This is a genomic window from Arthrobacter sp. MDT1-48-3 (genome assembly GCF_054511015.1).
This window is the reverse complement of sequence record NZ_JBTNDL010000010.1, coordinates 1-26,050: the sequence shown is the minus strand read 5'-3', so window position 1 is coordinate 26,050 and position 26,050 is coordinate 1. Positions and strand designations below refer to the sequence as shown.

At 65.2% G+C, this 26,050-nt stretch carries 28 protein-coding genes; 9 read left to right on the top strand and 19 right to left on the bottom strand.

The genetic code is table 11. The features are described 5' to 3' along the window. Positions 1 to 57 precede the first annotated feature (57 nt). Complete coding sequence (gene mobF / locus ACX80L_RS15960; RefSeq protein WP_459290908.1) at positions 58 to 4,890, bottom strand: MobF family relaxase; 4,833 nt, start codon at positions 4,888 to 4,890, stop codon at positions 58 to 60. 590 nt (positions 4,891 to 5,480) lie between these two features. Here mobF and ACX80L_RS15955 point away from each other — a divergent pair. After that, positions 5,481 to 5,909 carry a hypothetical protein gene (locus ACX80L_RS15955; protein ID WP_459290906.1) on the top strand — a complete coding sequence of 143 codons (429 nt, stop codon included), beginning with the start codon at positions 5,481 to 5,483 and terminating at the stop codon, positions 5,907 to 5,909. Between the two features lie 344 nt (positions 5,910 to 6,253). On the opposite strand, the gene ACX80L_RS15950 is transcribed toward ACX80L_RS15955, so the two are convergent. Further along, positions 6,254 to 7,747 carry a ParB/RepB/Spo0J family partition protein gene (locus ACX80L_RS15950; RefSeq protein ID WP_459291013.1) on the bottom strand — a complete coding sequence of 498 codons (1,494 nt, stop codon included), beginning with the start codon at positions 7,745 to 7,747 and terminating at the stop codon, positions 6,254 to 6,256. 524 nt (positions 7,748 to 8,271) lie between these two features. On the opposite strand from ACX80L_RS15950, the gene ACX80L_RS15945 reads away from it, so the two are divergent. Further along, positions 8,272 to 8,556, top strand: a complete 285-nt coding sequence (locus ACX80L_RS15945; RefSeq protein ID WP_459290904.1) for a hypothetical protein — start codon at positions 8,272 to 8,274, stop codon at positions 8,554 to 8,556. 525 nt (positions 8,557 to 9,081) lie between these two features. Here ACX80L_RS15945 and ACX80L_RS15940 read toward each other — a convergent pair. Continuing rightward, positions 9,082 to 9,309, bottom strand: coding sequence for a hypothetical protein (locus ACX80L_RS15940; RefSeq protein ID WP_459290902.1), 228 nt, complete (start codon positions 9,307 to 9,309; stop codon positions 9,082 to 9,084). 286 nt (positions 9,310 to 9,595) lie between these two features. Here ACX80L_RS15940 and ACX80L_RS15935 point away from each other — a divergent pair, with 286 nt between their 5' ends. Then, positions 9,596 to 10,036 carry a hypothetical protein gene (locus ACX80L_RS15935; RefSeq protein ID WP_459290900.1) on the top strand — a complete coding sequence of 147 codons (441 nt, stop codon included), beginning with the start codon at positions 9,596 to 9,598 and terminating at the stop codon, positions 10,034 to 10,036. Between the two features lie 254 nt (positions 10,037 to 10,290). Then, the gene (locus tag ACX80L_RS15930; RefSeq protein ID WP_459290898.1) at positions 10,291 to 10,704 is read left to right on the top strand and encodes a hypothetical protein; all 414 of its coding nucleotides are present in this window, start codon (positions 10,291 to 10,293) and stop codon (positions 10,702 to 10,704) included. 292 nt (positions 10,705 to 10,996) lie between these two features. Here the strand turns inward: ACX80L_RS15930 and ACX80L_RS15925 are convergent, their stop codons facing one another. The 8 genes from ACX80L_RS15925 to ACX80L_RS15890 all read right to left on the bottom strand — a co-directional run bounded on the left by ACX80L_RS15925 (position 10,997) and on the right by ACX80L_RS15890 (position 16,079). Continuing rightward, on the bottom strand, positions 10,997 to 11,212 hold the full coding sequence (locus ACX80L_RS15925; RefSeq protein ID WP_459290896.1) for a hypothetical protein: 216 nt from the start codon (positions 11,210 to 11,212) through the stop codon (positions 10,997 to 10,999). A 283-nt stretch (positions 11,213 to 11,495) separates the two neighbouring features. Continuing rightward, complete coding sequence (locus ACX80L_RS15920; protein WP_459290894.1) at positions 11,496 to 12,683, bottom strand: DUF4192 domain-containing protein; 1,188 nt, start codon at positions 12,681 to 12,683, stop codon at positions 11,496 to 11,498. Positions 12,684 to 13,098: 415 nt separating this feature from the next. Further along, positions 13,099 to 13,356, bottom strand: coding sequence for a ParB family protein (locus ACX80L_RS15915; protein WP_459290892.1), 258 nt, complete (start codon positions 13,354 to 13,356; stop codon positions 13,099 to 13,101). 3 nt (positions 13,357 to 13,359) lie between these two features. Next, positions 13,360 to 13,527 (bottom strand): hypothetical protein, encoded by a 168-nt coding sequence (locus ACX80L_RS15910; RefSeq protein WP_459290890.1) that lies wholly within the window; start codon positions 13,525 to 13,527, stop codon positions 13,360 to 13,362. Positions 13,528 to 13,808: 281 nt separating this feature from the next. After that, entirely contained in the window at positions 13,809 to 14,267 is a 459-nt protein-coding gene (locus tag ACX80L_RS15905; RefSeq protein WP_459290888.1) for a hypothetical protein, read from the bottom strand. 163 nt (positions 14,268 to 14,430) lie between these two features. After that, positions 14,431 to 15,018, bottom strand: coding sequence for a single-stranded DNA-binding protein (locus ACX80L_RS15900; protein WP_459291011.1), 588 nt, complete (start codon positions 15,016 to 15,018; stop codon positions 14,431 to 14,433). 91 nt (positions 15,019 to 15,109) lie between these two features. Further along, a complete protein-coding gene (locus ACX80L_RS15895) occupies positions 15,110 to 15,412 on the bottom strand; it encodes a glutaredoxin family protein (RefSeq protein WP_459290886.1) in 303 nt (100 codons plus the stop codon). A 220-nt stretch (positions 15,413 to 15,632) separates the two neighbouring features. Beyond that, entirely contained in the window at positions 15,633 to 16,079 is a 447-nt protein-coding gene (locus tag ACX80L_RS15890; protein WP_459290884.1) for a hypothetical protein, read from the bottom strand. A gap of 439 nt (positions 16,080 to 16,518) precedes the next feature. On the opposite strand from ACX80L_RS15890, the gene ACX80L_RS15885 reads away from it, so the two are divergent. The 4 genes from ACX80L_RS15885 to ACX80L_RS15870 all read left to right on the top strand — a co-directional run bounded on the left by ACX80L_RS15885 (position 16,519) and on the right by ACX80L_RS15870 (position 17,768). Next, the gene (locus tag ACX80L_RS15885; RefSeq protein ID WP_459290882.1) at positions 16,519 to 16,917 is read left to right on the top strand and encodes a hypothetical protein; all 399 of its coding nucleotides are present in this window, start codon (positions 16,519 to 16,521) and stop codon (positions 16,915 to 16,917) included. A gap of 41 nt (positions 16,918 to 16,958) precedes the next feature. After that, complete coding sequence (locus tag ACX80L_RS15880) at positions 16,959 to 17,156, top strand: hypothetical protein (RefSeq protein ID WP_459290880.1); 198 nt, start codon at positions 16,959 to 16,961, stop codon at positions 17,154 to 17,156. 91 nt (positions 17,157 to 17,247) lie between these two features. Next, complete coding sequence (locus ACX80L_RS15875) at positions 17,248 to 17,379, top strand: hypothetical protein (protein WP_459290878.1); 132 nt, start codon at positions 17,248 to 17,250, stop codon at positions 17,377 to 17,379. Positions 17,380 to 17,399: 20 nt separating this feature from the next. Next, entirely contained in the window at positions 17,400 to 17,768 is a 369-nt protein-coding gene (locus ACX80L_RS15870; RefSeq protein WP_459290877.1) for an SdpI family protein, read from the top strand. Positions 17,769 to 17,807: 39 nt separating this feature from the next. Here the strand turns inward: ACX80L_RS15870 and ACX80L_RS15865 are convergent, their stop codons facing one another. From ACX80L_RS15865 to ACX80L_RS15835, 7 genes are all read right to left on the bottom strand, one after another. Then, entirely contained in the window at positions 17,808 to 18,752 is a 945-nt protein-coding gene (locus ACX80L_RS15865; protein WP_459290875.1) for an oxygenase MpaB family protein, read from the bottom strand. A 113-nt stretch (positions 18,753 to 18,865) separates the two neighbouring features. After that, positions 18,866 to 19,351, bottom strand: coding sequence for a hypothetical protein (locus ACX80L_RS15860; protein ID WP_459290873.1), 486 nt, complete (start codon positions 19,349 to 19,351; stop codon positions 18,866 to 18,868). Continuing rightward, on the bottom strand, positions 19,348 to 19,674 hold the full coding sequence (locus tag ACX80L_RS15855) for a hypothetical protein (protein ID WP_459290871.1): 327 nt from the start codon (positions 19,672 to 19,674) through the stop codon (positions 19,348 to 19,350). Before ACX80L_RS15855 ends, ACX80L_RS15860 begins: the two co-directional genes overlap by 4 nt. Positions 19,675 to 19,687: 13 nt before the next feature. Next, complete coding sequence (locus ACX80L_RS15850; RefSeq protein WP_459290869.1) at positions 19,688 to 20,350, bottom strand: recombinase family protein; 663 nt, start codon at positions 20,348 to 20,350, stop codon at positions 19,688 to 19,690. A gap of 238 nt (positions 20,351 to 20,588) precedes the next feature. Beyond that, positions 20,589 to 21,608, bottom strand: a complete 1,020-nt coding sequence (locus tag ACX80L_RS15845; protein WP_459290867.1) for an alpha/beta fold hydrolase — start codon at positions 21,606 to 21,608, stop codon at positions 20,589 to 20,591. 458 nt (positions 21,609 to 22,066) lie between these two features. Further along, a complete protein-coding gene (locus ACX80L_RS15840) occupies positions 22,067 to 23,110 on the bottom strand; it encodes a hemolysin family protein (protein ID WP_459290865.1) in 1,044 nt (347 codons plus the stop codon). Next, positions 23,107 to 24,513: a hemolysin family protein gene (locus ACX80L_RS15835; RefSeq protein ID WP_459290863.1), complete on the bottom strand. Its 1,407-nt coding sequence runs from the start codon at positions 24,511 to 24,513 to the stop codon at positions 23,107 to 23,109. The genes ACX80L_RS15840 and ACX80L_RS15835 overlap by 4 nt, the downstream gene beginning before the upstream one ends. Before the next feature lie 235 nt (positions 24,514 to 24,748). Between ACX80L_RS15835 and ACX80L_RS15830 the strand changes: the two genes are divergently transcribed. Continuing rightward, positions 24,749 to 24,913 carry a hypothetical protein gene (locus ACX80L_RS15830; protein WP_459290861.1) on the top strand — a complete coding sequence of 55 codons (165 nt, stop codon included), beginning with the start codon at positions 24,749 to 24,751 and terminating at the stop codon, positions 24,911 to 24,913. A 32-nt stretch (positions 24,914 to 24,945) separates the two neighbouring features. On the opposite strand, the gene ACX80L_RS15825 is transcribed toward ACX80L_RS15830, so the two are convergent. Then, on the bottom strand, positions 24,946 to 26,050 hold a 1,105-nt coding region (locus ACX80L_RS15825; RefSeq protein ID WP_459290860.1), incomplete at its 5' end, for an LCP family protein.

Genomic DNA, 26,050 nt, shown 5'->3' with positions numbered 1-26,050 from the left:
CGCCGTTAGATGGCCCTCGCTTAAACTGTTCGTGGCATCGCGCGTCAAGAGAAGGATCTAGAGTGAGCGCCCCTTGCTTCGATCTGCGGCTTCCGCGGCGCTACGAGCTGCGGAGGCTGCTTCTTCTTGCGCGGACTTCGTGGTGGGCTTCTGAGACGCCGCCTTCTTCCTCTGAACGGCCTCCTCGGTCTTCTTTCCCCACCATGAGCTGCGGTTGGTGGGTCGGGCGACATCCTTGTTCTCGTTCACAGTCGGCTGCTTCGTGTTCTGGTCCTGTGCAGCGCCGGTGGTCGCGCCCTCGGCATTGCCGGCGGCAGGTGTCACGGTTCCTGGAGCAGCTGCCGCCTGTGCGCGGTGCTTGGCGATGGCGCGGGCGACGGCGGCTGACATATCGTCGCCCTGCTGCGGGGACGGTTCAGCTTGTACGGCGTCCACGATCCTCGCCTCGCGTTGCTGCGGAGCTGGCAGGGGGTGGCTGGCGGCGGCGCGTTCTGCGCGCATCCGGTCGATGACGCGGCGGGCTGCGGCCTGCTCGGTCGTCATCCGGTTTACGATCGCTGCCTCGTCCGCTGTCTGCTGGATCTTCGTGGCTGTCCGCGGCGCAACTTTGGTGAGTTCGCTGTGCTTGTGCAGGGCTGTGGCGCGCTCGATGAGGCGCTGCGCGGTCGGGTCATCCTGGTACTGCTTGGGGATCAGCGCGGTCTCGTGGGTGCCGATGTTGTACCGGTTCCGGTATGCCTCGGTCTCGGCCGCGATGCTGTGCCACTCGGCGGCCTTTGCGTCCTTCCCGGGCACGGGCCCGAGCGCCTTCGTCCACGCGGGCTTCTCTTCCGCGAGCTGCGCGCCCCGGACCATGACCCTCTGCTCGAGGTGCGCCCGGAGCCGGTCAAGCTCGGTCCGGTAGGACGCCGGCACCAGCTCATCGCGCAGCAGGACGGACGGCGCGAGGTCATCGCTGACCGACATGGCGGCCGCTGGCCGCATGCTCGCATTCATGACCGTGTCGGCTTGTGGCAGTGCGACGGAGCGGAGCTGCTGCTCGTACCTGATGGCGTCGCCGATGGTGACCTGGTGTGCTGTGCGGGGGTCTTCACCGCGTGCGGTGCGCTCGATTGCGACCTGCGTCGGGGAGAGATCCTGGCGGCGCTCCAGTTCGACGGTCATCGCCTTCATCAGCCACTGGTCCTTCAACACAGTTCTCTGTGTCTCTGTGTTTCCTGGTGTGGTGGGGTCGATGGCCTGGACCCGCTGCAAGGCTTCGGTGCGCGCGCTCGTGAGCTTGTCGGTCCGCATGAGCGCGAACGGCAGTGCCGCCCATTCCCTGTCGAGCCCGGTGTCCACTGGTGTTTCACCGGGCGAGCGGCGCGGCAGCTCGGATCCTGCTGCGTGCTTCGTGGCCTGGTCTGCGAGGCGCTGCAAGTGCTCGTCCGACACTGCGCCGAGGGGCCGCTGGTCGGCGTTGGTAAGGAGGCTGGCGGCGGCCTCGATGCGCTGCTCGAGCCTGTAGGCGAGGACGGCTGCCGGGTCCTGGGCTCCGTCGAACCCGCGCAGGTGCCCGGTGTCGGCGTGCTGTCCGCGTCCGATGCTGTCCCTGTTACTGTCACGACTAAGGCCGGCGGCCTGGGCGAGGAGTGCTGCGGGGTCGAGGCCCTGAGCTTCTGCTGTGCGCAGGTGGGTGGCTACTGCGCCCCATGCTTCGTGCGAGGTGAATTGCACGGCGGTCCGCGGACCCATGACCTCGGCTGCGATGGTCCTGGTCTTGGCTTCCCACGCGGCGTTCTCGACCTCCTTGTAGACGCCGGCGAGGGTAGCGACGTCGCCAGTACGGACGGTCTCTAGCCGTACTGCTTCGTGCGCGGACAGGGTGCGGTCGTAGTTCGCGGTGATCGCCGCCAGGACGCTGTCGCGGGTCACGGCCTGGTCGTTGTCCTCGCCGAGGGCGACGTAGAGCCGGTTGGTCTCGCGTCCTCGGGTGGCGGCGACGTAGGCGCCGGCCCGGTCGGTCCGCTCGTCGAGGATCGCGTGCGTGGTGTCCACGGTCGCGCCCTGGGCGCGGTGCACGGTCGCGGCGTAGCCGAGCTGGCCGTGCTCGTGGAGGTAGTCGGCGTCGACGGTGATCCGTCCCCGGTGGCCTGAATGCCGGAGGGTGATGCGCTGCCGCTCCTGCCCTGTAGCTGCGTCGGCGACTGTGTTGGTGGCGGGGTCGGCGGTGACTTCTTCGACGGTCCAGACGTCGTTGTTCTTGACGAAGTCCTTGCCCTGGTTGACCTGCAGGGTGCGGTCATTCTTGCGGGTCACGACGGTGTCCCCGGCATAAGCACGGAGCCCGTCGCGGAGGACCACGGACGGGGTTGCCTCGGTGATCAGGCCAGTGCCGCCTGCTGTGGGTGCAACGAGGTCACCGGTGGCGATGCGGGCGGCCTGTGCACGGGCGTTGAGGTCGGTGACGGTTGCGTTGTCGGTCGCGACCAGCAGCGAGGTCTTGCCCGCCTGGATGTCGGCCATCCACGCGGCGAGGGCGTCCTGGGTCATGGCTTCGGTGGTGCCGGCGGTGACGCGATTGTTCTCGAGGTACCAGTGGAACGGAGTATCCACACCGGCGGCGGGTGCTTCGCGCAGCGCCAGGGACGCCTCCGACTCGCCTTCCGTGCGGAAGCGGTGGACTTCCTCGAGGCGCACTGCTCCGACCTCGTTGTTGAGCAGGCGCAGCGCCCCGCCGGAGCCGATCGCTCCGAGCTGGCGGTCATCTCCGATGGCCCTGACGACGGCGCCGTTACGGGCGGCGACGGCGACAACCTCGGCGAGCCTCGGGGTCGTGACCATGCCGGCCTCGTCGACAATGATCACGTCCCCGGCCCCGAGAGCGAAGGCACCTGCGCTGGCGCTCCTGCCGGTTTGCTGGTTGCGGTGAGCGGCCAGGAACGCGTCGATGGTCGTCGCTTCGGCTCCGAGGTCCCCGCTCATGACAGCGGCCGCGGCGGCGGTGGGCGCGAGTCCGATGACCCGGCCGCCGGTGTCGTGGACGGCGTCGGCGGCAAGGGAAAGGCTGGTGGTCTTACCGGTTCCTGCCGGTCCAATGCCGAGGGTGAGCAGCTTCTCGTCGGTGGCGAACGCGCGCGCCAGGTCGATCTGCCCCTGGGACAGGGCCGGACCGCCGCTCTTGGCGGTGGTTTCGGCGTGCTCCGCGAGGACTGCGTCGAAGCGTTCCATGGACACGGCCGGTATGACGGTCTTCTGTCCGGCGGCGAGGATCCTGTGCTCAGCGTTCAGCACCTCATGGGAGGTGAACAGGGCGCTATCAGCCTGCTGGAACTGACTCGTGCCGTCGGCCCGCTGGAACTCGCGCAGGCGCGGTGTGATGGCTTCGGGCGTGACCTGGAGGCTGTGTGTGCCGGTGACGGAGCGGGTGACCTTCTCCACGGTTTCGTCGGTGATGGTCTGCCCGGGGAAGGCTTCTTTGAGGTGTCGGCGGGTCTGGGCGATGACGTGGTTCCGGCCCCATGAAGCACGCTTGGCTGACAGCTCGTGGACGATCTGACGGGCGTGCTCGTGCACGTTGAGGTCGGCGACGCTGGGGCCCACCCGGGCGCCGTCGGATGTGCGGGGTCCTGCGTTGCGAACGTGCTCGAGGAGGGCATCGCCTACTGGCATCCCCATCCCGCCGTCCAACCCTGTGCTGTAGTCCTTTTGCCATTCCTCGACCAGCTCGGAGAGGCGGCGGGCGCTCTTCTTCTCCGGTCGGGTCTCCAGGGTCGCCTGCTGCGCCAGTGCGATCTTCTGCTTATCGCTGGGCGCGTACCCGTGCTTATTAGTGAACTCGGTTTCGAGTCGGTTGATCGCTCCGGCGATGTTGGTGCGCCTTGAGGAGGCGCGGTGGATGCTGTCGAGGTCGATGCCGGCGATCTCGTAGACGGGCTCCCCGCCACCGGTTGCCCGGGCGACGGTGCTGACGCCGAGGGACGCGCACACCTTCTCGATGACCTTCGCGTTGTACGTCTCGGACGCGGCGACGCCCATCTTGTAGAGGGTGCGCCCGTCGAGGGAGGACCACTTCCCGTCGGTGCCTTTGACCTTGTTCGCGATGACGACGTGGTCGTGCAGCTGGGGGTCCCCGGCGCGGGAGTCGTAGTGCCGGAACTGGGTTGCGACGAGCCCTTCCTTGACGTCGATCTGGCGGACCCCGTTCTTCCCTCGGCGTGTGTAGGTGGCGTTCTTCTCGAGGAAGGTGATCGTCTCTTTGATGGCTTCGTTGTGCGCAGCCTCGACGGCTTTGCGGGCTTCATTGCCGCCGAGCGCCCAGAGGAGGGACACGGATTTGGCGGGCGAGAACACCAGGTCGTACCCGGCGACGGTCTGTTTCGACGGGGTGGTCTGCGCGGTGATGTACCGGGCGAGTTCTTCGTTGCTGCGGGCGTTGCGGCCGTGGGACTCACGGAACAGCTCTCCGCCGACTCGGGACCGGATCTCGTGCAGGACCTCTGTCGGCAGCGCCTTGTCGGCGTTGTCCGGGCCGCTCCATGCGGGTCCGCTGGTGCGCCGGAAGCGGGCCACTTCCTCGTCGATGCGGCGGGTCGTCGTCGTGTCCGCCGCATCGTACTGGTGGTACTTCTGGCCCAGCTTCACATCACTCGCAGTGCCACCGACGGCGAGCATACTCGCCGCCTCGGGGTGCAGGCCCTCACCGAACAGGGCTTTCATCTGCGCTTCGGTGACCTCACCACTCACCCCCAGCAGCTGCTCCGAGTGTCCAACCCACTGGCCGGGCGGCATGCCCTCCACCGTGTAGTAGTCCCCCAACTCACGGTCCCCGGCGCGCAGCTCGTCGCCGCTGGCGACCTCGGAGGTGTAGTAGGCGTAACCGTCCCCAGCACTGAGCTTATGGACGGTCATCACCCACTTATCCTTACCCACTCCCCCACCCCATTTGAGGCGGCACGCCGCGCAGTTCTGGCCTCATTTATCGGGATGCAAGAGGTGTGACAAATTGTGCTGGTTGGAGAGGTGCGAAATTGCTGGGTGACGACGGAGGAGGAAACGCGATGGGAGCGCCGTGGAGACCAGTACGATTGGTCCATCGAATTTTCGATGCGGTTGTGCACAAGAGAATGGGCGGTGGGTAACACGGTTTTCGTTATCCACGGGTCGTTCGATTGTGTGGAACCGCTGACGGACGTTGTCCACCAGGTGGGCAGCGCAGAGACGCAACGGTTATCTCGGAGCTATCCACGTGTGGTCAACGGCCGTTACATCCAGCCCGAGCGTCAGCGAGGTCCGCATTGGCAGTTCGCAGTGAGCCCGTCGGCGCCGGCGGTGACGTCCGGCAGAGCTGGTGGTCGGTCAGGGTCGGGTGGTCGGCGGTCCGTTGTGGGTAGGCGCTGACCGTTAGGTTTGGCAGGGAAAGTGCGTCGGATCGCAAATCGCGGCCGAAGCAGTATCAGGTACAGGTTTGAACGCAGGATGAGTGAAGGGGACGAGTCATCATGGCAGCACCGAGAAAGTCAGCGCAGCAGGTCGCGGCACGGGAAAAAGCTAGGGCGAAAGCCCAGGAACTGACCGAGCGGCACGAGCGGCTGATCGACCTGGCGGCGGAGTTCTTCGAGCAGGAGCAGCAGGCCGAGCAGATCCGCGCCGAAGCGCGGGAACGTGCCGACGCGATCCTGGCGAAAGCCGAGCAGGACGCCGAGGCGGCCGCGAAGGAAGCCGGCGCGAAGGTGCAGCAGATGCTCGACACCGGTGAGAGCCGGGCCGCGGTCGCGGCCCGTCTCGGACTCAGTGCCGCCGAGATGAAGCGGGCCGTGGACGGTGCCGGCACCAGCTCGCCGTCCGTAGAAGGACGGACCGAGCCGACGCTGGCGGCAACAGCGGACGAGGTCGCGGAACAGGTTGCCGCCGAGACGAAGGCCGCCTGACGGGCGACGCTTCAGCGGACAGCACGACGTGAGAGGACAGGCTGCTGTCGGTCCCCTCTTCTGTTGGTAACGCTTCTGCGTAGTCCTTTCTTCTGGTCGTGTCGGTGTGTGGCGCGGCCGGTGCGTGATTACCTGGTGCGCGGCACTGGAGCCGAGTGAGATTGAGTGCGAGGACGGCGGTTTGTCGCCGGCGACCACAGCTCGAGGTTCCCGCAGCGGCGGCGAACCGCCCCGCCCACCAGAAGCGAGCCGACCAGTTCCCCTCCCCTGCACTGCGTGGTTCGGCCCGGGCCGGTGCCGGTGGTGCAGGGCCGTGAGGCTTCCTGCACCACCGGTGCACGGTGCTACTCGGCGGAGTACTCTTCCGCGATCATCTCCTCCTCGTCGGCGTGGACTTCCTCGAACGTCTCGCCCGGCTCTGCCTGCGCTGTATCCCTCGTGCTGTCGGTGTCCTCGGTGGCTTCGGTGTCTTCGTCGGTTTCGGTGGTCTTGTTGGCACTGTCGAGGATGATCTGTTCGACCTCGCTCGGCGTGTACCCCCACGTGACCAACTGCATGAGGTAGGTCAGGTGGCTCCGGTGCGGTGAGCGCCACGAATCCTTGGCGATGGTCTTCTCAAACCCCGCGCAGACCAGCGCAATCATGGGCACCTCGGGTCGGGTCGTGGTCTTCGCGACGTGGTCACGGAGCGGGTTCCATCCCCACAATTCCTTACCCTCGATCTTCGCTCCGGCCATCTCAGCGGCCACGGCTCCCTCGTAGCCGCTGGCAACCTCGGCGTGGTGCGTCAGGGCGTGGACGGTGAAATACTGCCAGCCCTTCGGTGCCTGCTTCTTCGCCAGCAGGGACCGAACGAACTCGCGCCGGACGACCGTCGCCGATTCCATGGCCTTGTTGTTGGCAATCAACGTCTTCCGTGCGGCTTTCTGCTCATCGGTCATGGGTCCGCTGGGTGCGGCCGAACCGGAGTTGTAGCGGAGCTTGAAGCCCAGCTCCTTCCATCCGGTGACGACCGGGATCACGGTCAGCGCGCCGTTGATGTAGGCGGCGTTCGCGTCCTCCGTCGTGGCCTGCGATCCGTCAGCACGGAGCAGTTCGGTGACGCGCACGTTCTCGTCGGTCGAGTGGTACCCCCAGCTCACGTCGTCCACGATCTGCGTCCCAGCGGCTTCCAGATCGGCGACCAGTGCCGCGCGTGCGGCTTGGTGTGCGCGGTCGTCGCGCAACTGCTGGGCGACGTGGGCGAGCATGTCCGGCTCGTCCGTGAGGACGGCTTCAAGGTGCGCGGTGGCGTCCTCGTCGTCGGCGAACTCGACCAGCACGAGAGCTTCCTCGATGGTACGGCCCTTGGACAGTGCGGCCTCCCCTGCGCGGTTTTTCTTGGCCTTCAACGCGCCCTCGACGGTGGTTTTGGTGCGTCCGGTCTTCTTCGCGATCTGCGCCGCGCTCACTCCCAGCAGGGACAGCTGGTGGAAGGCGTCGGCTTCGTCCGCGTCGGTCAGCGCGGAACGCTGAACGTTCTCCACGACCTGCGTAGTGATCCGCTCGGCTTCCTCCGGGCTGGCGACGACCATGACCGGGATCAGGGGTGCCTCGGCTTCGATCGCGCCGCGCGTGCGGCGCTGGCCCATCAGGACATGCACGGTGGTGGTTCCGTCGCCGTTGTCCCGGCGGTGCGCGATCACGGGTTCGATCACGCCGTGCTCCTTGATGCTCGCGATGAACTCGGGTGTCAGGGCGGCGTCCTTGCGCACGTTCACGTCCACGGTGAGCGTGCGCGGGTCGATCATCTCCAGCGTCGGGGCGGAGGTCGGCTGAGTAGTCAGCTGAGCGTTCATGGGGTTGTGCTCCTTGGTTGCAGTGGTGGTGTCGGGGCCCTTGGTGACCAGCAGTGGACCCTTCCCCCTCATGTTTTTTGCCTGCTGGCGAGCTCGCTCGCTCGTTCCCGACGGAGCCGTGTGCAACCCGGAGGGCGGAGGGCACAGCAAATGAGGGAGGAAATAAGCGACGCAGGAGCGCCGGACGCATTTGGTGGGTCCGGCGTCGGCGCAGCCGATTGACGCGGTGGAGCGGGGACGCATAATCCGCAGGACAGCAGCAAAAAACACTCGGACGGGATGCGACGAAGGAGCAGCCTGGCCGGAACAGGCCGGAGCGAAGCGAGAGGACCATGTCCCTGGTTGGAGCGCCAGCGACAACCCCGGGGAAGCCTGAACACCAGAGGGACCAGCAACCGCCGGCCACCCGCGGCCCCGGCACCCGCCTCCAGGGGGTTGGGCGAGCGGAAGCGGCGCTGCGGTATTGTCATCTTCGCCTCTAGAAGCGGGGTGTTTTAGTTGCCAGTACGCGAATGAGGCATTGCATGAGTGATAGCAGCAAGTTGGACCCTGACAAGGATTTCCCAGAGGATCTGACCACCATCGATCGGGATGACCTGGACATCCTGAATAGTCGAAATCACCGGTCCCGAGACCTCCAGTACATCCGCGATGGTGACGTCGATGCGGAGACGGAGGGCCAGCACCACGAGTTACGCGAAGAACTCGACCGTCGCCAAGCAGTGCGTGATGATTCAGCTCGTGCCGGAGCGAAGGACGTAAACCGTTCCGGCTACGTTGACGAGGACTCTCAGGCTCAGGAAGCTTGACCATTACAGAGCTTTGGCGCTCCTGGCGGCCACGTGTGCACACCACCTGATCTAGCACGTTGGAGGATTTTCGTGATGTGACGTTCCCCGGTAGTCGCCTACCAAGATCAACAGGTCTACTGGATGTAGCAGCTCCATTTGTCTAGCAGTGGGCAGGCGCTGCTCAGGGGCGGCAGGACTCGTGCAGTGCAACGCACGAGCCCTGCCGTCCCGCCTGCCCACTCAAGACTCAGGACTCAGAGCCGTACCTGTTCTTGTATCCGGCCAGCTGGCTGGAATCAGCGCCGTCGGACGCGGACTGCGCTCAGATCCTTATTGATTCACGGCGCCGGTCAGGCTTTGTGGGCGTGGTCGGGGCAGTAGTAGCGGCCAATGTCGACGGTAATCGTCCGATACAGCCAGCCCTCCGGCAAGGGGCGGCCCTCGTCGAGGAGTCTCGTGGTGGCGCGGCAGATGCAGCACTGCGCCAGGGGCGGGGTCCCCAGCGGCTGCGGTGTCCATGGTGTCTTCGGTGTCACTGCGGCGTCAGTTCACGAAAAAGCGGCGTGCCGCCTCGGAGGCTTCGACGACGTCAACGGGCCCGAAGCCGTTCGTTCCACTCGTCAACGGGTAGCCGGCCTCGAGCCGGTCCTCGAGGAGGTCCTCGAGCGTGGGCGCCTGCAGCTCGGGCAGGTGCTCCTGCAGGTTCTCGCCGAGGCCAGGACTCAGAGCAACGGGCAGGTCGGGGGGCTCGATGTAGTCCACGGGTCCCATGATCGTCTCTTCCTGGTTGATTAATTGGTGTCACTGTACGTGCCGGCGCTGTCACTTCACCTGCCAGCTCTCGGGGCGCGGTCCCCTGCTTGTCGCCTGACGGAAGTGCGCGGTAGGTGCAGCTCGTGGCTGGTTTGGGGGGTCGCGCCAGCGTGTCTAGCGGCGGCCGGGGGATGTTCCTATGGACAAGTCTGTTGATCGATCGACCGTGGATTTTCGTCGGTCCGATCAGGGCTTGAGATCGCTCGGTAGGCTCAGAAGGTGACTGGGAATGAGGGGACAGCAAATGTTTAGGACTCCCGCGCTCAGGGACCGCGCTAAGTACTTCATCTACCTGGGTATCTTCGGACCCACCGTCACGGTCAGGATGACCGAGGAGGTCATGGGCGGTGGCGGCGCGCACGAGTACCTGATGGTGATCTTCGGAGGCTTGTTGCTCTCGTGCCTGCTCGGCGTCGTTCCCGGTCTCATCATGGAGTGGCTGATGGAGTCCAAGGCCACCGCCATCGTCGCCTGGGCAACGGGCCTATCGGCTGCCGCCTGCGTGAGTGCGAGCTACAGTGCGCTGACCCTCGTCTGGGACAACGCCGTCCACTACCCCGTATGGGTTCAGATCCTCTGTCTGGGAGCTGTCACCCTCTGCGTGTCGGCCGGCGTGGGCTGCGCCCTGCGCGGCACTACCGTACAAAGCGAACCCTCGCCGAGCAAGGGCCGCCCGACTGGGTAACCCGATCAGAAGAGGGTTGGCGCTTCGGAATCGATACCTGTGATTTCCAGCCGACGCCGCCGGTGAGCCGGTGAGCCGGTGAGCCGGTGAGCCGGTGGAAGGATGTGCACATGAATCGCCAGCCGCCAAATCTTTCCCCGGAACCTTTCCTTCCGTGAGGCCTGCCGCTGCACGGAAGATTTGCCCGATTCCAGGGCGTGCTGTTCGCCTGCAGGATCGGCGTCTTTCAGCGGAACGGGAGACTGCACGATGACGTGACCCTGATCGCCCGGGGTGCCGACAACCCTGGGCCGGAATGGTTCAACGCGCCCCACCCATTCAACCCGGCCTTCTCAGAATGGACTCGGGTCGTCAAACAGTGCGACACCGACGAAACCTTCTCCTGTATCGCAACCGCACTATGGCGAGGCATCGGACTGGGAGGCCTCGACTACGGCCCGTCTACCCGACTTATCGGCGGTTACCTCAGCCCGGGGTTCACCAGCACGCATCCGGCCGCTGAATCCCTGCACAATCTGGTGCACGTCGACCGCTCGACCTGGCACGGCCAGATACCTTTTGACGAGATGGAGCGCTTGGAGATTCGCAGGACCCCGATTCTTCCGGTTCCTCCACGGCTTGAGCCCGCGGCGTCATGGTGGATGCCCTCAAGACGGCACCGAAATTGAACCCACTCCCCGGCCCGGTCCCTCTTCCCCACGAAGGTAACCCAACTGCCCGTCCGATTTGACGACTATGGAGCATTGTTAGGGTCGGATGCGACGAAGGAGCAGCCGGGCCGGAACAGTCCGGAGCGAAGCGAGAGGTCCATTGCCCCGAGTGGAGCGCTAGCGGAGAGCAGGGAAGCACGAGAACGTAGAACACCTACGGGCGCCGGCGCTGGATAGCGGGCATGAGGAAGGGCGGCACAACCGGTAGTTGTACCGCCCTAAATGGTGCTTGGTGTTCCTCGGTGCGTACTTACCCAAAGAGATCCTTGTCTGCTGCCGGCGTCCAGGTGAGGTCGACCCGCTCAGGGTGGGAGAACGTGACTGACCCGGTTTTCAGACGGTCCTCGAGCAGGTCCTCGGCGGTGGGTGTGGCGAGCTTCGGCGCGTGGAGGCTAAGGCTCTCGCTGAACGGCTTTGTCATGGTGATGCTCGAGGCCGGTTGCGCGATGTAATCCGTGGGGCCCATAGGTGCCTCTTCCTAGTTGGTGGCTTGGGTGTCACTGTACGGGCTAGCCCTGTCAGTCCCGGTTGTGGTGCCCGGTCAGTGTTGCACAAGTGCAGCTCGTGGCTGGGGGTGGTGGCTGCGTCAGCGTGTACGGCGGCGGCCGGGGGAGCGTGCGGCGGAGGCCGCCGCCGCGCACCCAAGGAAACGCTGGGGCTCCTGATCTGGGTGGCTGGGTACGACACGAGGGCCGGACTCCCGTGCGGGTGAGAGTCCGGCCCTCGGCCTGTGGGTCTAGCTGGTCCCGTTACCGGGCTTGCCTGTTAGTGGTGGTCGCGCTGGCGGTACGCGGTGCGTTCGTTTGCGCGGCCAACGGGAGGATTCCGCGGCCGACCATTTCCCGCATCAGCCGTGAGAGTCGGTGCTGAGGGTCGGTCTTGATGGCGTTATCGAAGTAGGCGGCGGCGACCGAGGACGATCCGCGGTACCAGCGGAGCCAGCCGAGGAAGCAGAACAGCGGGGCGCGGTCCTCGATCGGCGTGTACGCGAGGACCTTGACCAGCAGTTCCTCGGTCGCTTCCACGCGGGACCAGTCGGGCTGTCCCTCGTACCTGCCGGTCATGACCTGCTGGTAAGTGGTTTCCTCGTCGGCGCCGCTGATGGCGTCGGCCATGATCCGGTCCCGGATGGTCTTGATCAGCAGGTAGCCGGTCAGCTCACATGCCGCCTGCTCGGTGGTGTCCTCGCCGATGGCCTCATTCCACAGTGCGCGGGCGGCGCACATTGCGTGGTGTCCGAAGTCCAGCGCGCCAGGTGCTCCGAGCCGATCCACCCAGTACGCGGCGTCGGTGATGGTGTTGTGCGCATCGTCGCTGCCGACGAACGCAGGGTCGGCGATCATGTTCGCGGGGTGCTCCTGCGTGTTGTAGCCGCGATAGATCAGCTCGGCGTTCATGGCGCTGTCGCGGATCTCGTCGGTGGGGTTGAGCTCACAGCACCCGCTCTCTTCGCAGAAGTAGGGCGTCCATCCCCTGTCGGTGACAAGCCATCCGCTGCGGATGCTCATGCCGACGTGCTCCAGCTCGGCCTCGATGGCCTGCGCGTAGGCCATGTAGGGCTTGGCATCGGGGTTCTCGCCCGACTGGGCGGCTTCGGCTACCTCGTTCGTGTAGACGAACAGCAGGACGCCGTCGGCGGCGGTGTCCGCGAGCAGGTAGTGCATGACGACCTGCGCGAAGTCTGCCGGGCGGGTCAGGTCGGCGGGGGCGTCGAGCCGCAGGGTCGCGCCGGTGGTGTTGCCGCGCATGGTGACGAAGGCGAAGGATTCGCGCGGCTGGAAGCCGAGCGCGCTGGGGACGAATGCGAGCAGGTCAGCGGCCGTTGTGGCGGTCAGCTGGTGGTTGTGCTGGGTGTTCTCGTTCATGGGGTTGTGCTCCTTGGTTGCAGTGGTGGTGTCGGGGCCCTTGGTGACCAGCAGTGGACCCTTCCCCCTCATGTTTTTTGCCTGCTGGCGAGCTCGCTCGCTCGTTCCCGACGGAGCCGTGTGCAACCCGGAGGGCGGAGGGCACAGCAAATGAGGGAGGAAATAAGCGACGCAGGAGCGCCGGACGCATTTGGTGGGTCCGGCGTCGGCGCAGCCGATTGACGCGGTGGAGCGGGGACGGATAATCCGCAGGACAGCAGCAAAAAACACTCGGACGGGATGCGACGAAGGAGCAGCCTGGCCGGAACAGGCCGGAGCGAAGCGAGAGGACCATGTCCCTGGTTGGAGCGCCAGCGACAATCCAGGGGAAGCCTGCACACCAGAGGGACCCGCAACCGCCGGCCCGGGGTGGTTAAAGAGGTGGGAGTGGGAGCTGCACCACCAGCTCCCACTCCCGTTTTCTTGCGTTTCCCTGCAACAAGGAAATCTATGGGGCCCGGTTCTTCTCTTCCTCGAGAGTTCGTCGGCCTGGCCGGAGGGCCCCCGGTGCTACCGGTTCCCACTTCCTGCCCTGGTTGTGCTTGCGCTGCAGGCGCTTCACCTCCCGCATCACAGATGCTTCGATCAAGTCTGTCACAGACCGGTACCCCTCGGCCTGCCCTGCGGCGAGGAACGCAGCTCGCACCTGGTCGGCGTCGGCCTGCGTGAAGTACGGCGTGAAAGACGCCGGTTTGCGCTTGCTCACCTGCTACTCCTCATCGCCGAAAGCTCCAACTGGTGACAGCGGTTTGATGCCACCGCTGAGTTCGTCCAGCTCGCTCGTCTTGTAGATCCTGATGATGTCCTGCCAGCCCTCGGCATCCGCGGCCGGTGCAGCGGACAGCGGGTGCTCCCTGCGTCCGCAAGGAACGCCCACCCCTGCGGTATCCCGTGCCCAAACAACGTCAACGGAGACGCTCATCCGCACCCGGCGCACTCGGTCGCCTGACCACCTGGCCACGTGCTGGTCGATTCGCGCCCATCCGCCCAGTCTCTCAGTCCCCTGCGTCAGTCACGGTGTCAGAGCCGTGTTCTACGCTTCGTAGTGGAGTCCTGTCCGGGGTGTCCGTCGTACTCGACCTACCGTGCACCCTGGGCAGGACTTCCTGCCGTCCTCTAATACTGTCCGCCGGCGTGCTGGTGTGCCGCGCAGCGGCTTTAGATGATGTTGCCGTCGGGCCAGTCGTAGAGTCGGGCGAGGCGCACGATGGACGTCGGGGTGCCGTCCTCGGTGAACTCAAACCCTGAGTGTTCGTGGCTTCCGCCGGCATGAGCGATCGCTGCGAGGACGAGGGCCAGCACGTCGCGGTCCAGTCCCGGGATGATGTCTCCGAGGTCGACCAGCGCTCCCCCATCACCGAGGGAAGCGACCAGCAGCATGAACCGGCGCTCACCCCCGGATAGGCCTCCGAGGTTCTCCTCGATCGCTTCGAAATCGACGTAGGGCCAGCGGCTGCCCCTCCCGATCCACGGCTCCCCCGACCTTGCGAAACGACCGTCAAAGGCCCGGATCAGCAACTCCGTTGCCGCCTCTACCGTGTAGGTGCCCTTCGCCCAGGACCGCAGGCCGCAGTGATGCTCATTCGTGAGCGCTTGCGCCTCGGGGCTGCTGGTCATGAGTTTTCTCTCTCCTACTAGGCGGTCTGCGGGGCCGCTTGCTGTGACTAATTGGTGTGACTGATTGGTGTGACTGATTGGTGTGACTGGTGGCGTGGTGCGTCGGTAGCCAGCGTAGAGCCGGCCACCGACGCTTGTCCGCCATGCTGTGCAAAGCCTGCGGCTAGAACGGAGGTTCACTCTCGGGGCCGTTGCCCCACCCACCAGCACTACCAGCACCGCCGGCACTGGCTGCACCGCCAACACTGGCTGCTGCAGGGGCTCCCCATGGATCATCCGCGGGCTGCTGCTGCCACGCGGTGTTGTTCTGGTTGCCCTGGTTGCTGTGTTCGCCTTGCTGGGCTCCCCCACCATTGCCGCCCGGGCCGCCGTTAGTGGAGTTGTTGCGCTGGGTGCGGGTGACCTTCGCGGAGGCGTAGCGCAGGCTCGGTCCGACCTCGTCGACCTCGAGTTCCATGATGGTGCGCTTCTCGCCTTCCTTGGTGTCGTAGCTGCGGGACTTTAACCGGCCCTGGGCAATGACGCGGGTTCCCTTGGTCAGGGTCTCGGCGACGTTCTCGGCCGACTCGCGCCACACGTTGCAGCGCAGGAACAGGGTTTCCCCGTCCTTCCAGTCGTTGCTCTGCCGGTCGAACGTGCGCGGGGTGCTCGCGATGGTGAAGTTCGCGACCGCTGAGCCGCTGGGGGTAAAGCGAAGTTCGGGATCCGCGGTGAGGTTCCCGATGACGGTGATGACGGTCTCTCCGGCCATGATGCTCAAGTGCCTTATCTATGGGTGCTGGTGTTGTCGTTGATTTCCGTACTTCTGTGTTTCAGTACTTCTGTACCTCGGCATACCGTACTCACGTACTTACAGAGTCCGGTACTTCCGTGCATGTATCGGAATTATTGCCGCGTGTGTCGAGCTGGATGACCTGGTTGATCTTGGTGGGGTTCAGGCCGGACCAGTGGTCCTCGCTGCCGTCCTTCTCGTACACGACGACCGGCGCCTGGCTGTAGCCGAGTTCCTCGGTGATGTAGGCCAGGGCCTGGTTGTTGGTGGTGATGTCCACGGTGGTGAACTGGACGCCGGCGGCGTCAAACAGTTCCTTCGTCTTCGTGCATCCGAAGCACCCGCTGGGCTTCTCGAAAATGGTGATGGTCATGGCGCTCAGTCCTAAGTTACGTATCGGTTCTAGTGAGAGTCGACTGCTGTACTGCTGGTACCAATTCTACCTTTTATTCATCTGAATAAAGGCTTATTTCCCGCACTATTCGGCGTGTTTGGCAATTCGATATATACCGTTGAGGCTAGTGATCTCAGCCGAACGGAAGGGTGGGCCGCACCCCGTCCGCTGGGCGGGGTGCGGCCTCTGTTAGAGGGTTTTAGCAGCTGTGGATGTATCCGTAGGGCTTGGTGAACTCATCCTCCAGTTCCCCAGCCGTGGCGGGCAGGTTGGTGGGCCCGTCGGCTTGTCCGTGCTTCCAGTACCAGAAGACCTCGGCGGTGATCGCCGTGTGGCAGGCGGGCTCGGTGCGGTACCAGTGGGTGGAGGTGTCGCCTTCGACGTAGGTCCCGTACCCGTACAGGGTGCCTGCCTCGTCATGGTGGGTGGCAGTAATAAAGAAGACGTAGGGCCAGGATTCGGCGTCCCATCCGTCGGTGCCCCACGCGCCCATGACCTGCCACGGGCTGCCGGTGAGGTTCTCGAGCCAGTCGTACCCGTCGCCGGTACGGTCGTCCACGGGCAGGGCCGGGGCGCTGATGGTTTCCTCGGTGTCCTTCGTGGTGGTGCAGACGAGAACTGCGGTATCGGTGTTCAGAAAGTCCACGGTGGTGCTCCTTCGCTGCGGTGGTGGTGTCGGGGTCTTGTAGTGACCAGCAGTGGCCCCTCTCCCCCTCATGTTTTTGCCTGCTGGCGAGTTCGCTCGCTCGTCCCTGACGGAGCAGTGCTCAACGCCGTAGGTGCGAGGGTGCACCCAATCCTGGGAGGAAATAAGCGACGTAAGGAGCGCCGGACAGGATGGGTGTGTCCGATGCCGGCGGAGCCGGTTGACGCTGTGGAGCGGGGGCGCATCATCCGCAGGACAGCAGCAAAAACGTCGTAGACACATCAGGGGTCGGGCGCGACGAAGGAGCGCCCGGGCCTTATCAGGCCGGAGCGAAGCGAGAGGACCATTGCTCGGGTTGGAGCGCCAGCGGAAACCGGAGAAGCACTACAGGTGAGTCGTCCGCGGCCGCCAGCCACGACACATTAGTAGAGTCAAGACCATGGCAATGGGGACGAACGACCAATCACGGATAAGAACACGCAACTCGAAGCGCGACGCGGCGATTTATGGGTTCGCGGGCGCGATGTTCGCATTGGTTTCGGTGATGACGTTTTCGAGCGTTGACGCCTGGTACATGGTCGTCGGCTCCTGCCTCATCGCGATCGCGGCCGTCGTGTGGGTCGCCAAAGCGATCATCGCGCTGCGGCAGGGCGACGCCGCTCCTTCGGAAATCCACAACACTGCTGGTCACGACGCTGATGTGAAGGTTCAGGATGGCGCGACCTTCACGGTGGTCAAGCGCTCGAGCCCGGCCGCCGGCCAAAGTTCCCACTACTGGTTGGGCGACAACGGCCAAGAGATTGACCTGACGCAAGAAGAGGCCGCCCGGCTTTCGTAGCGGCCCCAAGTGGAGATTCCTACCGTAGTTAGGGTGTGGGTATGACTGCATGGACTCGCTATTTGTTCGGGGCCTCGCTCGTGTTCGGGGTGGGCGTGACGATCCTCGCCGAGCGGTTGCCAGCCTGGTGGGGTCCCGCGTCGATCCTCACCGTCGTGCTGGCTGCGTCTGCGTTCCTGATCTGCTCGGTCCGTGACTACCTACGTGAGAATGCCGCGAGACGACTACGCCAGCTCTGATCAGATACACCCACCACTTAGAGCGAAGGACACAGCAATGCTGACCAGAACCGAATGAATCATCATCGCGCTGGCCTTTGCCCTCGCCCTCATGAATCTTCTCTTCATGGGCATGGGCAGGGGCATGGGCTTGCTCTACTACATCTGCCTGGTCGTCGTCTTAGTCGTCTGTGGTAGCTCGGTGCTGCATTGGGCCATGCGGCGCGAGCCGGTCACTGGCTGATAACCTCCGAGTCGCACACGATGTCTGAAGGAACTATCGGTCTGGCCTTCCTACTCTTCACCCTCATCTTCCTGCCTGCCGCCTGTGTTTTCGTGACAAGGCAGGCAGCGGAAGGCTCGATCAATCGCAACGCTGCTGCCGGGATCCGCACCAGGTACACGCAAGCATCAGACGAAGCGTGGACCGCTGGGCATGCAGCAGCGCTTCCGGTAGTGAGGCGGATGTGGGTAGCCGGTGGCGCGGGGATCCTGGTAGCGGTCAGTGTTCATTTCCTGGTCGGTGGCCAGGCCGGCCCTGTCACTGCCCTGGTGGCACTCATCGCGCAAACAGTGATCCTCTTCCAATCTGCTGCTGCGGCCAATGGGGCTGCGCGCACGGTCGAGGACTAGGCGGCCGAACGGCTCGTCGGGTAACGGGTTAGGAGCAGCTCAGGCTTCGTCGAGCCAGTCCGGGGGGCCGGCGAGGCCGATCCGGTAGCGTGCCGCGTCCTCGGACGGGCTATGCGCTCCGAGGGCCAGCTGGAAGGTCCGTAACTGCCAGCGGGTGCGCTGCAAGCGGAGGCGGGCCGCGGGCGAGCGGTCGCCGCGGCCGGGCACCCCAGCGAGAGGAGCGACGGACGGGGAGAGCACCAGCGCCCCGGCGCTGGCCAGGCCGCTGTAGAAGACCCGCTCGGCCCGGTTCAGCCCGTCCGGGGCGGAGAGGAAGGCCAGGAGCTCGGCGGGCACGGGTTCGAGGTCGGGCTCCACCGCGCGCAGGGCCTCGGCGAGTTCCCGGCGGCTGGCCGGGAGGTCCTCGGCCCCGAGGGCCCGGGCGCTGCGGGACCAGTCGGCGACGTAGGTGTCGGCCCAGTCGCGGCCGAACCGCGGGGCCAGGTCGTGGCCGACGGCCTCGTGGGCCCCGAGGAAGGCATCGGTGAAGGCCAGGTGCACCCAGCGCAGCAGGGCGGGGTCGGAGGCGGAGTAGGCGCGGCCGTCATCGGTGGTGCCGCGGACTCGCCTGTGCATGCCGCGGACCCGCGCCGATTCCCGCTCGGCGAGTTCCGCGGAGCCGAAGGTGCTCACGGTGAGCCAGCGTGCTGTCCCGGCGAGGCGGGCCCAGGGGTCGCTGCGGTAGGAGGAGTGCCGCGCCACCCCGGCCATCGCCAGCGGGTGCGCGCCCTGCCCGAGGAGGGCCGCGACCCCGCCGACGAGGGTGGACAGGTCGCCGTGGACCCGCCAGACGACGCCGTCGGGCTCGAACCAGCCCGGTCCCTCCCCGACCAGGGCGATGTCGCGCACCCAGTCCGGCGCCCCGGTGGGGTCGCCGGAAACCCGGGCGCGGAACGCGCGGCGGACGCGGTGGGCCAGCTCGGCGGGGTGCGGTATCGAGCTCACAGGCATGATGCTCCAACGACGGTAGGTCGGGTACGACGGACACCCCGGACAGGACTCCACTACGAAGCGTAGAACACGGCCCTGACACGATGATGGCGAGTTTGCCCTCGTAGTTAGAAGAGCGTTGGTGCTTCGGGGTCGGTCCCGGTGAGCAGGGGTCGGATGATCGGTTCGTTCCATCCGTGCTCGAAGAGGGCTGTGCGCAGCTCGATGGAGTGGGCGCGGAACTGGGCGCGGCCGACACCGCGCCACCGAAAGGTTGAGGCGTTCGCGTGCCGGCCCTTCTGGGACCGGTCAAGCATGTTCAACGCCTGAGTACCGGGAAGCAGGTGACTTTCTACCCCGATGCTGGCATGCACGCACAGTGGCACGTCGCAGACGTGCATCAGCGCGATGCCGGGGTGCAGGGTCTCTCCGGTGAGGTGTCCGTAGGCATAGCGTTGCGGCCGCAGGGCGCGCTGCTCGCCGTCCCTGGTAACCCAGAACCGCCCGTACCCGTCATCGGCCACTGCGCCGGTCCAGATCCAGCAGTCATGCGGCCGTGGGCCCTTGACGACTTTCTCCCAGAACCGGTCAGCCTCTCCCCTGCGCTGCCTCATCGCCGCCTACCTCCACCAAGACATCGTCGGACGCGCACCGGCCGGCGGACGATCGACCGGCGACCCTCCATCCGCACAACACCCGCGATGATGAGCGCGGCTGCAGCAGCAACCATCAGCTGACCCCACCACGGCACGGCGGCCGCAACGACCACAACGTACAGGCCGAGGAACCAGAGGGCGATTGCCAGCCCACCGGCGGTCTGGTTACGGACGAGCGGCGGAATCGGCAGCAGGAGCAGCGGCAGCCGGAGGATAGCGCGGACGAACAGGTAGCTGTAGCGGATGCTCGAGGTGAGCAACCAGCGGATGAGTCTAATCATCGGAGTCTCCTGATCACCGAGGATCTTGTCGTGCGAGCTGTATCTCGGTCGCTTCGATGATGGTGGCCGATCCCACTGACGGTTTCACCTTCGGTTTTCGTCCCTTTGGCGGAGCCACTTGATCCCGTTTGAGTGTCCGGTAGATGGTGGTCCTGCTGACACCGAGGACCTGCCCAATCTGTTCAACTGTCATGTCCTGCTGCTCATACATGCGCCTCGCGGCGGTGACCTGTTGAGCACTGAGTCGTGGCGGGCGTCCACCGGTGCGACCTCGAGCACGGGCTGCCGCGAGGCCGGCGCTCGTGCGCTCCCTAATGAGGTCCCGTTCGAACTCGGCGAGAGCAGCGAAAACGTGGAAAACCAATCTGCCACCGGGCGAAGTTGTGTCGATCGTTTCCTGGAGGGACCTGAACCCAATGCCCTTGTCCTGAAACGCTGTGAGCTGGTCGATGAGGTGCCGTATGGAGCCGCCAAGTCGGTCGAGGCGCCAGACGACGAGCGTGTCCCCGGGGCGCAACTGATCCAAAAGCTTGGTGAGCTCCGGCCTCTGATCGAGGGACCCTGAGATGGTGTCCACAAACACCCGGTAGCACCCGGCGGCATTCAGTGCGTCGACCTGTAGCGAAGCGTCCTGATCGGTCGTCGACACCCGCGCGTACCCGAGAAGGTGTCCCATGCCCTCCAATGTAGCGGAACTCATCACCCGGAAGAAGAAGTGGCACATAGGTTGTGGCACTGAGTATTGCTACAGAAACAGAACTATCCTGGGTCTGCATCGAGGGTTGGCACCACGTGTAGCGAAAACGTTCGATTGAGGGACCCGTAGTCTCGACCCCCACTACCCGCTACCACCGGACCGACCAGGCGCGTAATAACCTTTGTAAGTCCCTTTCACGAGGGGGGTGTCCGCTGGATTATTCGTGCCCCCTGGCTCGCGCTTCGGCCTGTTGCTCGCGTCCGAGCTCCACCAGGCGATCGTCATCGGTCTTGTTGCCCTTGAACTCGATGACGGCGCCCTCCACTTCGTCGACGACGGCCTTCACCGAGTCCGCCGGATTGAGCGAGACCTTTTGTTTCGGTGCTTCCGGAACGACGGCGATGCCCACATCATCGCCGCCCTCCGCGCCGATGTGGACAGCGCCGACGGTGGTGCGCGTCGCGCGCGCACCACTCGCATGCCGGACGCAGAGACCGGCGACCTCGCGAGCATGTGCATGCATCACCGAATGGGCCGCGCCCTCGATCTCGACGACGTCGACAGCACGTGGGAACGCACGGCTCAACCGTTCGACCCAGGGGCGCGGACACACTGCGTCGTGCTCGCCGCGGATAACGAGCGTCGACGCGCGCACACCGGCGGCCGTCCGCTCGATCGGGTAGGACATCATGCGCGGCAGGATCTTGAAGAACCAACCGAACCCACACGTCAGATACGCGACCACGGCGAGGAGCTTCACCCGGAAGGGCTCATGGAGGCTGGCCCGCAGGAAACGAAGGGCCTGGACAGGAACAGTGCGGGACGAGGCGTCGATGACCGGACTGATCAGGACGAGGGTGGTGAGCTCGGGCCGTGCCGCGGCGAGATCGGTACAGATCTGCGTGCCCATCGAATGCCCGACGATCACGGGATCCTCGAGCCCGAGGTCGTCGATCGCCTTGCCGACGAGCTCCGCGAACTGACTGATCGACAGGGCGTGGCGGGCGTGCGGCACACCGCCGAACCCGGGCAGGTCAAGGGCATGGACGGGCCCGAACTGCATCAGGTGCGGCGCGAGCTGCTCGAAATAGTGCGAGGACACCCCGATGCCCGAGACGAGGATGAACGGCCTGTCGCCCACCTCCCCCACCGAACTCACCCGCGCCCAGACACCATCGCCCTGGATCCTTCGCACAACGATGTCCGGGCGGGGATCCGACTTCTCACTTTTCGTCACGTCCCATTCTCTTATGAGACGTCGGGACACCTGATCCGGACGCCCAGGGCTGCCGCGCCTCCTGCCCACCTGCCCGTGCGACGGCCCGACCACGAGGGACGTGCGGCAGCTAATCGGCGTGCCTTCGAAAGTCCCAGCAACACAATCGGCGAGACGCTTAACGGTGAGACGGCTTCCCAATACAGTGCGTTCCCCTGGTATCCGCCGAAGTTCCCGGGCCAGGAGGAAGCCGACCGCGTGTCTCAGAAGACTGTCCACCTATAGGTGAGCTGCTCGTCGCACCCGTACTTTCGGCATCATGGGGACGTCCCACACGCTGGAGGATTTCCAAACTCCTATGACGAAGGAGGGCTCCTACTTTCGTGGTGGGAGCCCTCCTCAGTTTCGCCGCACCCGTGCCGCAATGACCCTGTCCACGTCTGCCGAAGCCGCACTCTTTTGCCGTTGTTGAGCGGGGGTCAGGTGGCGGTGCTGGTGGCGTCCTGTACTTCGCCGACGAGTTCTTCGAGGATGTCCTCGAGGAAGAGCATTCCGGTGGTGTTGCCCTCGGCGTCGAAGACCCGGGCGATGTGAGCGCCGGTGCGGCGCATGGTTGCCAGGGCGTCTTCGAGGTCGCTGCTGCGGTACGCGGACGCAAGCCTGCGAACCCGCTTGGCCGGCACCGGCGCAGTGAAGGCTTCCGGGGAAGCGAGATCGGTGACGTCCTTGAGGTGCACGTAGCCGACCGGTTCGTCGGAGACGGTAAGGATGTACCGGGAGTACCCGTGCTCTCCGACGGTGCGCTGGATGTCAGCCGGGCTCGCGGTTTCGGGCAGGTGCACGATGTCCTGGATAGGTACCTCGACGTCGGCGACGGTCTTGGAGGTGAACTCGAAGGCGTTGGTCAGGGTGCCGCTGCCGTCGGCGAGGACGCCTTCCTTGGTGGACTGCTCCACGATGGTCGCGACCTCGTCGAGGGTGAACGCGCTGGTCGCCTCGTTCTTCGGTTCGACCTTGAACAGGCGCAGGATGCCGTTGGCGATGCCGTTGAGGGTCCAGATGACGGGTTTGACGACCTTAGACACGAACACCAGCGGGGGCGCGAGGAGCAGGGCCGCCCGGGTGGGCACGGAGAAGGAGATGTTCTTCGGGACCATCTCGCCGAGGACCACGTGCAGGAACGTGACCAGGAGCAGGGCCACGACGAAAGCGATCACGCCGATGGCTTCGGGTGGGATCGGGGTCAGTGCGAGGGGGTATTCGAGGAGGTGGTGGATCGCCGGTTCGGAGACGTTCAGGATCACCAGGGAACACACGGTGATACCGAGCTGGCTGGTGGCCAACATCAGGGTGGCGTGTTCCATCGCCCAGAGCGTGGTCTTCGCGGCTTTGCTGCCCGCGTCGGCTTTCGGCTCGATCTGGGAGCGGCGGGCGGAGATGACCGCGAATTCCGCGCCGACGAAGAAGGCGTTGGCGGCCAGCAGGATGAACAGCCAGATGATGCCGGGCAGGTATTCGCTCATCGGGCGGCGTCCTTCATGATTCGTTCGATGACGTGGTCGTGGGGGCTCTCGGGACCGTTCGGGGTGTGCGTGGATGGGGCCGGGTCGGCCGGGGTGAAGCGGATGCGCTCCACGTGCGATCCGACGACACGCTCGACCCGCAAGGTCCCGCGGTCGAGGTTCGCACCGTTCAGTGTCTCGCCGTCGAGGTCGACCTCGTCGCCGAGCTCGGGCATGCGGTCCAGGACGTCGGTCATGTATCCGGCGATGGTGTCGTAGTCCTCGCCCTCGGGCACATGGATACCGGTGCGTTCCTTCAGTTCGTCCGGGCGCAGGGCCGCATCGAAGGTGATCGACCGGCCGGTGCGGACGACGCCGACCCGGGTGCGGTCGTGTTCGTCCTCCAGCTCACCGACGATCTCCTCGATGAGGTCCTCGAGAGTCACGATGCCCGCGGTCCCGCCGTGTTCGTCGGTCACGATCGCGACCTGCAGCCCCTGTCCGCGCAGGAGACCCAGGAGCGTGTCGACGCTCATGGATTCCGGTACCCGCAGGGGCTCGACCATCAGCTTGTCGGCGGTCACGAGGTGCCGTGCGTCCAGGGGCACGGCGAAGGCCTGCTTGAGGTGGATGACGCCGCGGATGTCGTCGTTGTCCTGCCCGATGACAGGGAAGCGTGAGTATCCGGTGCTGACGGCTGTCGCGATGATGTCAGCGGCGGTGTCGGAGAACCGCACGGAGGTCATCCGCACCCTGGGTGTCATGACGTCATCGGCGGTGTGGTCCGAGAACAGCAGGGTGCGGTGCAGGAGTTCGGCGTGGTCCTGATCCAGGGACCCCTCGAGGGCTGAGCGGCGGACCAGGGACGAGAGTTCCTCGGCGCTGCGTGCACCGGAGAGTTCTTCCTTCGGCTCGATGCCGAAGGAGCGGATGATTTTGTTCGCCGTGTTGTTGAACAGCAGGATCACGGGCCTGAGGACCGTGGTGAACAGGGCCTGGAAGGGGACGACGAACTTCGCGGTCTGTCGGGGTAGGGCCAGGGCGAAGTTCTTCGGTACCAGCTCGCCGATGACCATGGAGAAGATCGTGGCCAGGAAAATGCCGGCGACGGCGCCGATGCCGGGCACGATGGCCTCTGGGACGCCCGCAGCTAGGAGGGGTCCGCGGAGCAGGGAGCTGATGGCGGGCTCGAATGTGTACCCGGTGAGCAGGGTCGTCAGGGTGATCCCGAGTTGCGCGCTCGAGAGGTGCGTCGAGGTGATCTTCAACGCCTTAATGGTGGGCTTCAGGCCCTTTTCGCCGCGGGCGTCGCGGGCTTCCAGGTCGCCTCGGTCGAGGTTCACGAGGGCGAATTCGGAGGCCACGAACATGCCGGTGCCGACGGTGAGGATCAGGCCGACGCCGATCATGACCAACTCATACATGGTGCGCCCCCCATCCTCGATCAGCCGGCAGTCCGGCGTTCAAGCGGGTGGAGGGCATGGGTCTATGTGAAGGAGGGTCATCCATAATGCCATCCACTTTACCGGTGAACCACTGGGAGAAGGATCATCGCAGTAGGCAGCCACCGGAGTAGCGAGTGACCGGCAGCCCTCCACAAAGGGCTTGTGTGGGGTGCCGGATTCGGAGAAGCCTTATCGAACTGGACATACTGGACTCATGAAACCTTTGCTGATCGTTCTGGCTCTGATCGCTCTCGTCCTGCTGATCATTGGGGTTGCTGTCGAGACCCTGAAGTTCCTGCTCTATGTAGGACTCGTCGTCCTTGTGGTGTCCGGCGTCCTGCTTGTGCTGCAGCGCGTACGGTCCCGGGTGCAGCGGTAGGATCGGGCCCTCCTGGCTCCACCGCTCGAGGACTAGCCGAAGGGATTCGTGTCCTGGCAGGAGACTTGGCCCGCTGTCTGGTTGATGGTTCCGGTCACATTCTGGGTGGTCAATATGTCCAGACCGTTTCGAGCGTCGGTCCCGAGGTAGACCTGCACCCCATAGATGGTTTCGTCCGCAGAGATGGTTGTGGCAGGAATCCCGAGTGCGACTGCAACGGCTTTGGCCGCATCATCAAATCCGGCGCTGTAGTAGATCCCTGTGATGGGGGTCGATGGCGCGGGCAGGTACTGCGCGCTGTCGAAACCAGCAGTATGAAGGGCCTCGACAAGCGTGGCAGGTACGTCCGAACCTGCGGTGCCGTCCGCGACCGTAATGGGCGATGAAGCCATGGTGGAATCGACGGTTCCCCCGGGTGCATTGTCCTCTTCGCCGGAGGCTTGGCTGTCGCCCTCACCGGTTGAAGCCGGCGAAGTGAGGTCGGCGCTGGAGCGTAGTGCCGCGAAGAGCTGAGGTGCGGTGGACCCGTCGAGGACCAGACGGTTCGGGTCCGCCGCGGGAACTGTGGGAACCGCGATGAAATTCACATTTGCCGGGTCGATGTCTTTGAGCCGGTCAGCAATCGTGACTAGCGCAGGGATGGAGGCAAGGCCGCGGTCGACAGTGAGGTTGCTGGTCACCGCGTCGGCGATTGCGAGGAGCCGCTGAGGGTTTCGCAGCGTGCCCTCGTCCTTCATCTTCCGGGTCAGTGAGCCGAGGAACGCCTGCTGGGCCTGGATCCGGCCCAAGTCGCCGCCGTCGCCGAACGCTGCTCGGGCACGAAGAAAGGCCAGAGCCTGCTCACCCTGCACGCTGGATGTTCCGGCAGGCAGCGTTAGGCCGGATTTTGGTTCGTCGACGGCTTCGGTGACACATACATCGACGCCGCCCACGGCGTTGGACAGCTCTGTGACGGCATGGAAGTCGGCGAGCATGAAGTGGTCAACTTCGAGCCCTGTCAGGGCGTTGACGGTGTCTATGGCACACCCGGGCCCCGCGTCCCGCATCGCACTGTTGATCATCGCGTCGGAGCGCGCATCGAAGCGTTCTCCGTTTTGCGTGTCAGTACAGGACGGGATGTCCACGAGTAGGTCTCGC

Bases quoted from the DNA above. Each gene is read 5' to 3' on its own strand.
- mobF (WP_459290908.1), bottom strand. From the start codon at position 4,890: ATGACCGTCCATAAGCTCAGTGCTGGGGACGGTTACGCCTACTACACC.
- ACX80L_RS15955 (WP_459290906.1), top strand. From the start codon at position 5,481: ATGGCAGCACCGAGAAAGTCAGCGCAGCAGGTCGCGGCACGGGAAAAA.
- ACX80L_RS15950 (WP_459291013.1), bottom strand. From the start codon at position 7,747: ATGAACGCTCAGCTGACTACTCAGCCGACCTCCGCCCCGACGCTGGAG.
- ACX80L_RS15945 (WP_459290904.1), top strand. From the start codon at position 8,272: ATGAGTGATAGCAGCAAGTTGGACCCTGACAAGGATTTCCCAGAGGAT.
- ACX80L_RS15940 (WP_459290902.1), bottom strand. From the start codon at position 9,309: ATGGGACCCGTGGACTACATCGAGCCCCCCGACCTGCCCGTTGCTCTG.
- ACX80L_RS15935 (WP_459290900.1), top strand. From the start codon at position 9,596: ATGTTTAGGACTCCCGCGCTCAGGGACCGCGCTAAGTACTTCATCTAC.
- ACX80L_RS15925 (WP_459290896.1), bottom strand. From the start codon at position 11,212: ATGGGCCCCACGGATTACATCGCGCAACCGGCCTCGAGCATCACCATG.
- ACX80L_RS15920 (WP_459290894.1), bottom strand. From the start codon at position 12,683: ATGAGGGGGAAGGGTCCACTGCTGGTCACCAAGGGCCCCGACACCACC.
- ACX80L_RS15905 (WP_459290888.1), bottom strand. From the start codon at position 14,267: ATGACCAGCAGCCCCGAGGCGCAAGCGCTCACGAATGAGCATCACTGC.
- ACX80L_RS15900 (WP_459291011.1), bottom strand. From the start codon at position 15,018: ATGGCCGGAGAGACCGTCATCACCGTCATCGGGAACCTCACCGCGGAT.
- ACX80L_RS15895 (WP_459290886.1), bottom strand. From the start codon at position 15,412: ATGACCATCACCATTTTCGAGAAGCCCAGCGGGTGCTTCGGATGCACG.
- ACX80L_RS15885 (WP_459290882.1), top strand. From the start codon at position 16,519: ATGGCAATGGGGACGAACGACCAATCACGGATAAGAACACGCAACTCG.
- ACX80L_RS15880 (WP_459290880.1), top strand. From the start codon at position 16,959: ATGACTGCATGGACTCGCTATTTGTTCGGGGCCTCGCTCGTGTTCGGG.
- ACX80L_RS15875 (WP_459290878.1), top strand. From the start codon at position 17,248: ATGAATCTTCTCTTCATGGGCATGGGCAGGGGCATGGGCTTGCTCTAC.
- ACX80L_RS15870 (WP_459290877.1), top strand. From the start codon at position 17,400: ATGTCTGAAGGAACTATCGGTCTGGCCTTCCTACTCTTCACCCTCATC.
- ACX80L_RS15860 (WP_459290873.1), bottom strand. From the start codon at position 19,351: ATGAGGCAGCGCAGGGGAGAGGCTGACCGGTTCTGGGAGAAAGTCGTC.
- ACX80L_RS15855 (WP_459290871.1), bottom strand. From the start codon at position 19,674: ATGATTAGACTCATCCGCTGGTTGCTCACCTCGAGCATCCGCTACAGC.
- ACX80L_RS15850 (WP_459290869.1), bottom strand. From the start codon at position 20,350: ATGGGACACCTTCTCGGGTACGCGCGGGTGTCGACGACCGATCAGGAC.
- ACX80L_RS15840 (WP_459290865.1), bottom strand. From the start codon at position 23,110: ATGAGCGAATACCTGCCCGGCATCATCTGGCTGTTCATCCTGCTGGCC.
- ACX80L_RS15835 (WP_459290863.1), bottom strand. From the start codon at position 24,513: ATGTATGAGTTGGTCATGATCGGCGTCGGCCTGATCCTCACCGTCGGC.
- ACX80L_RS15830 (WP_459290861.1), top strand. From the start codon at position 24,749: ATGAAACCTTTGCTGATCGTTCTGGCTCTGATCGCTCTCGTCCTGCTG.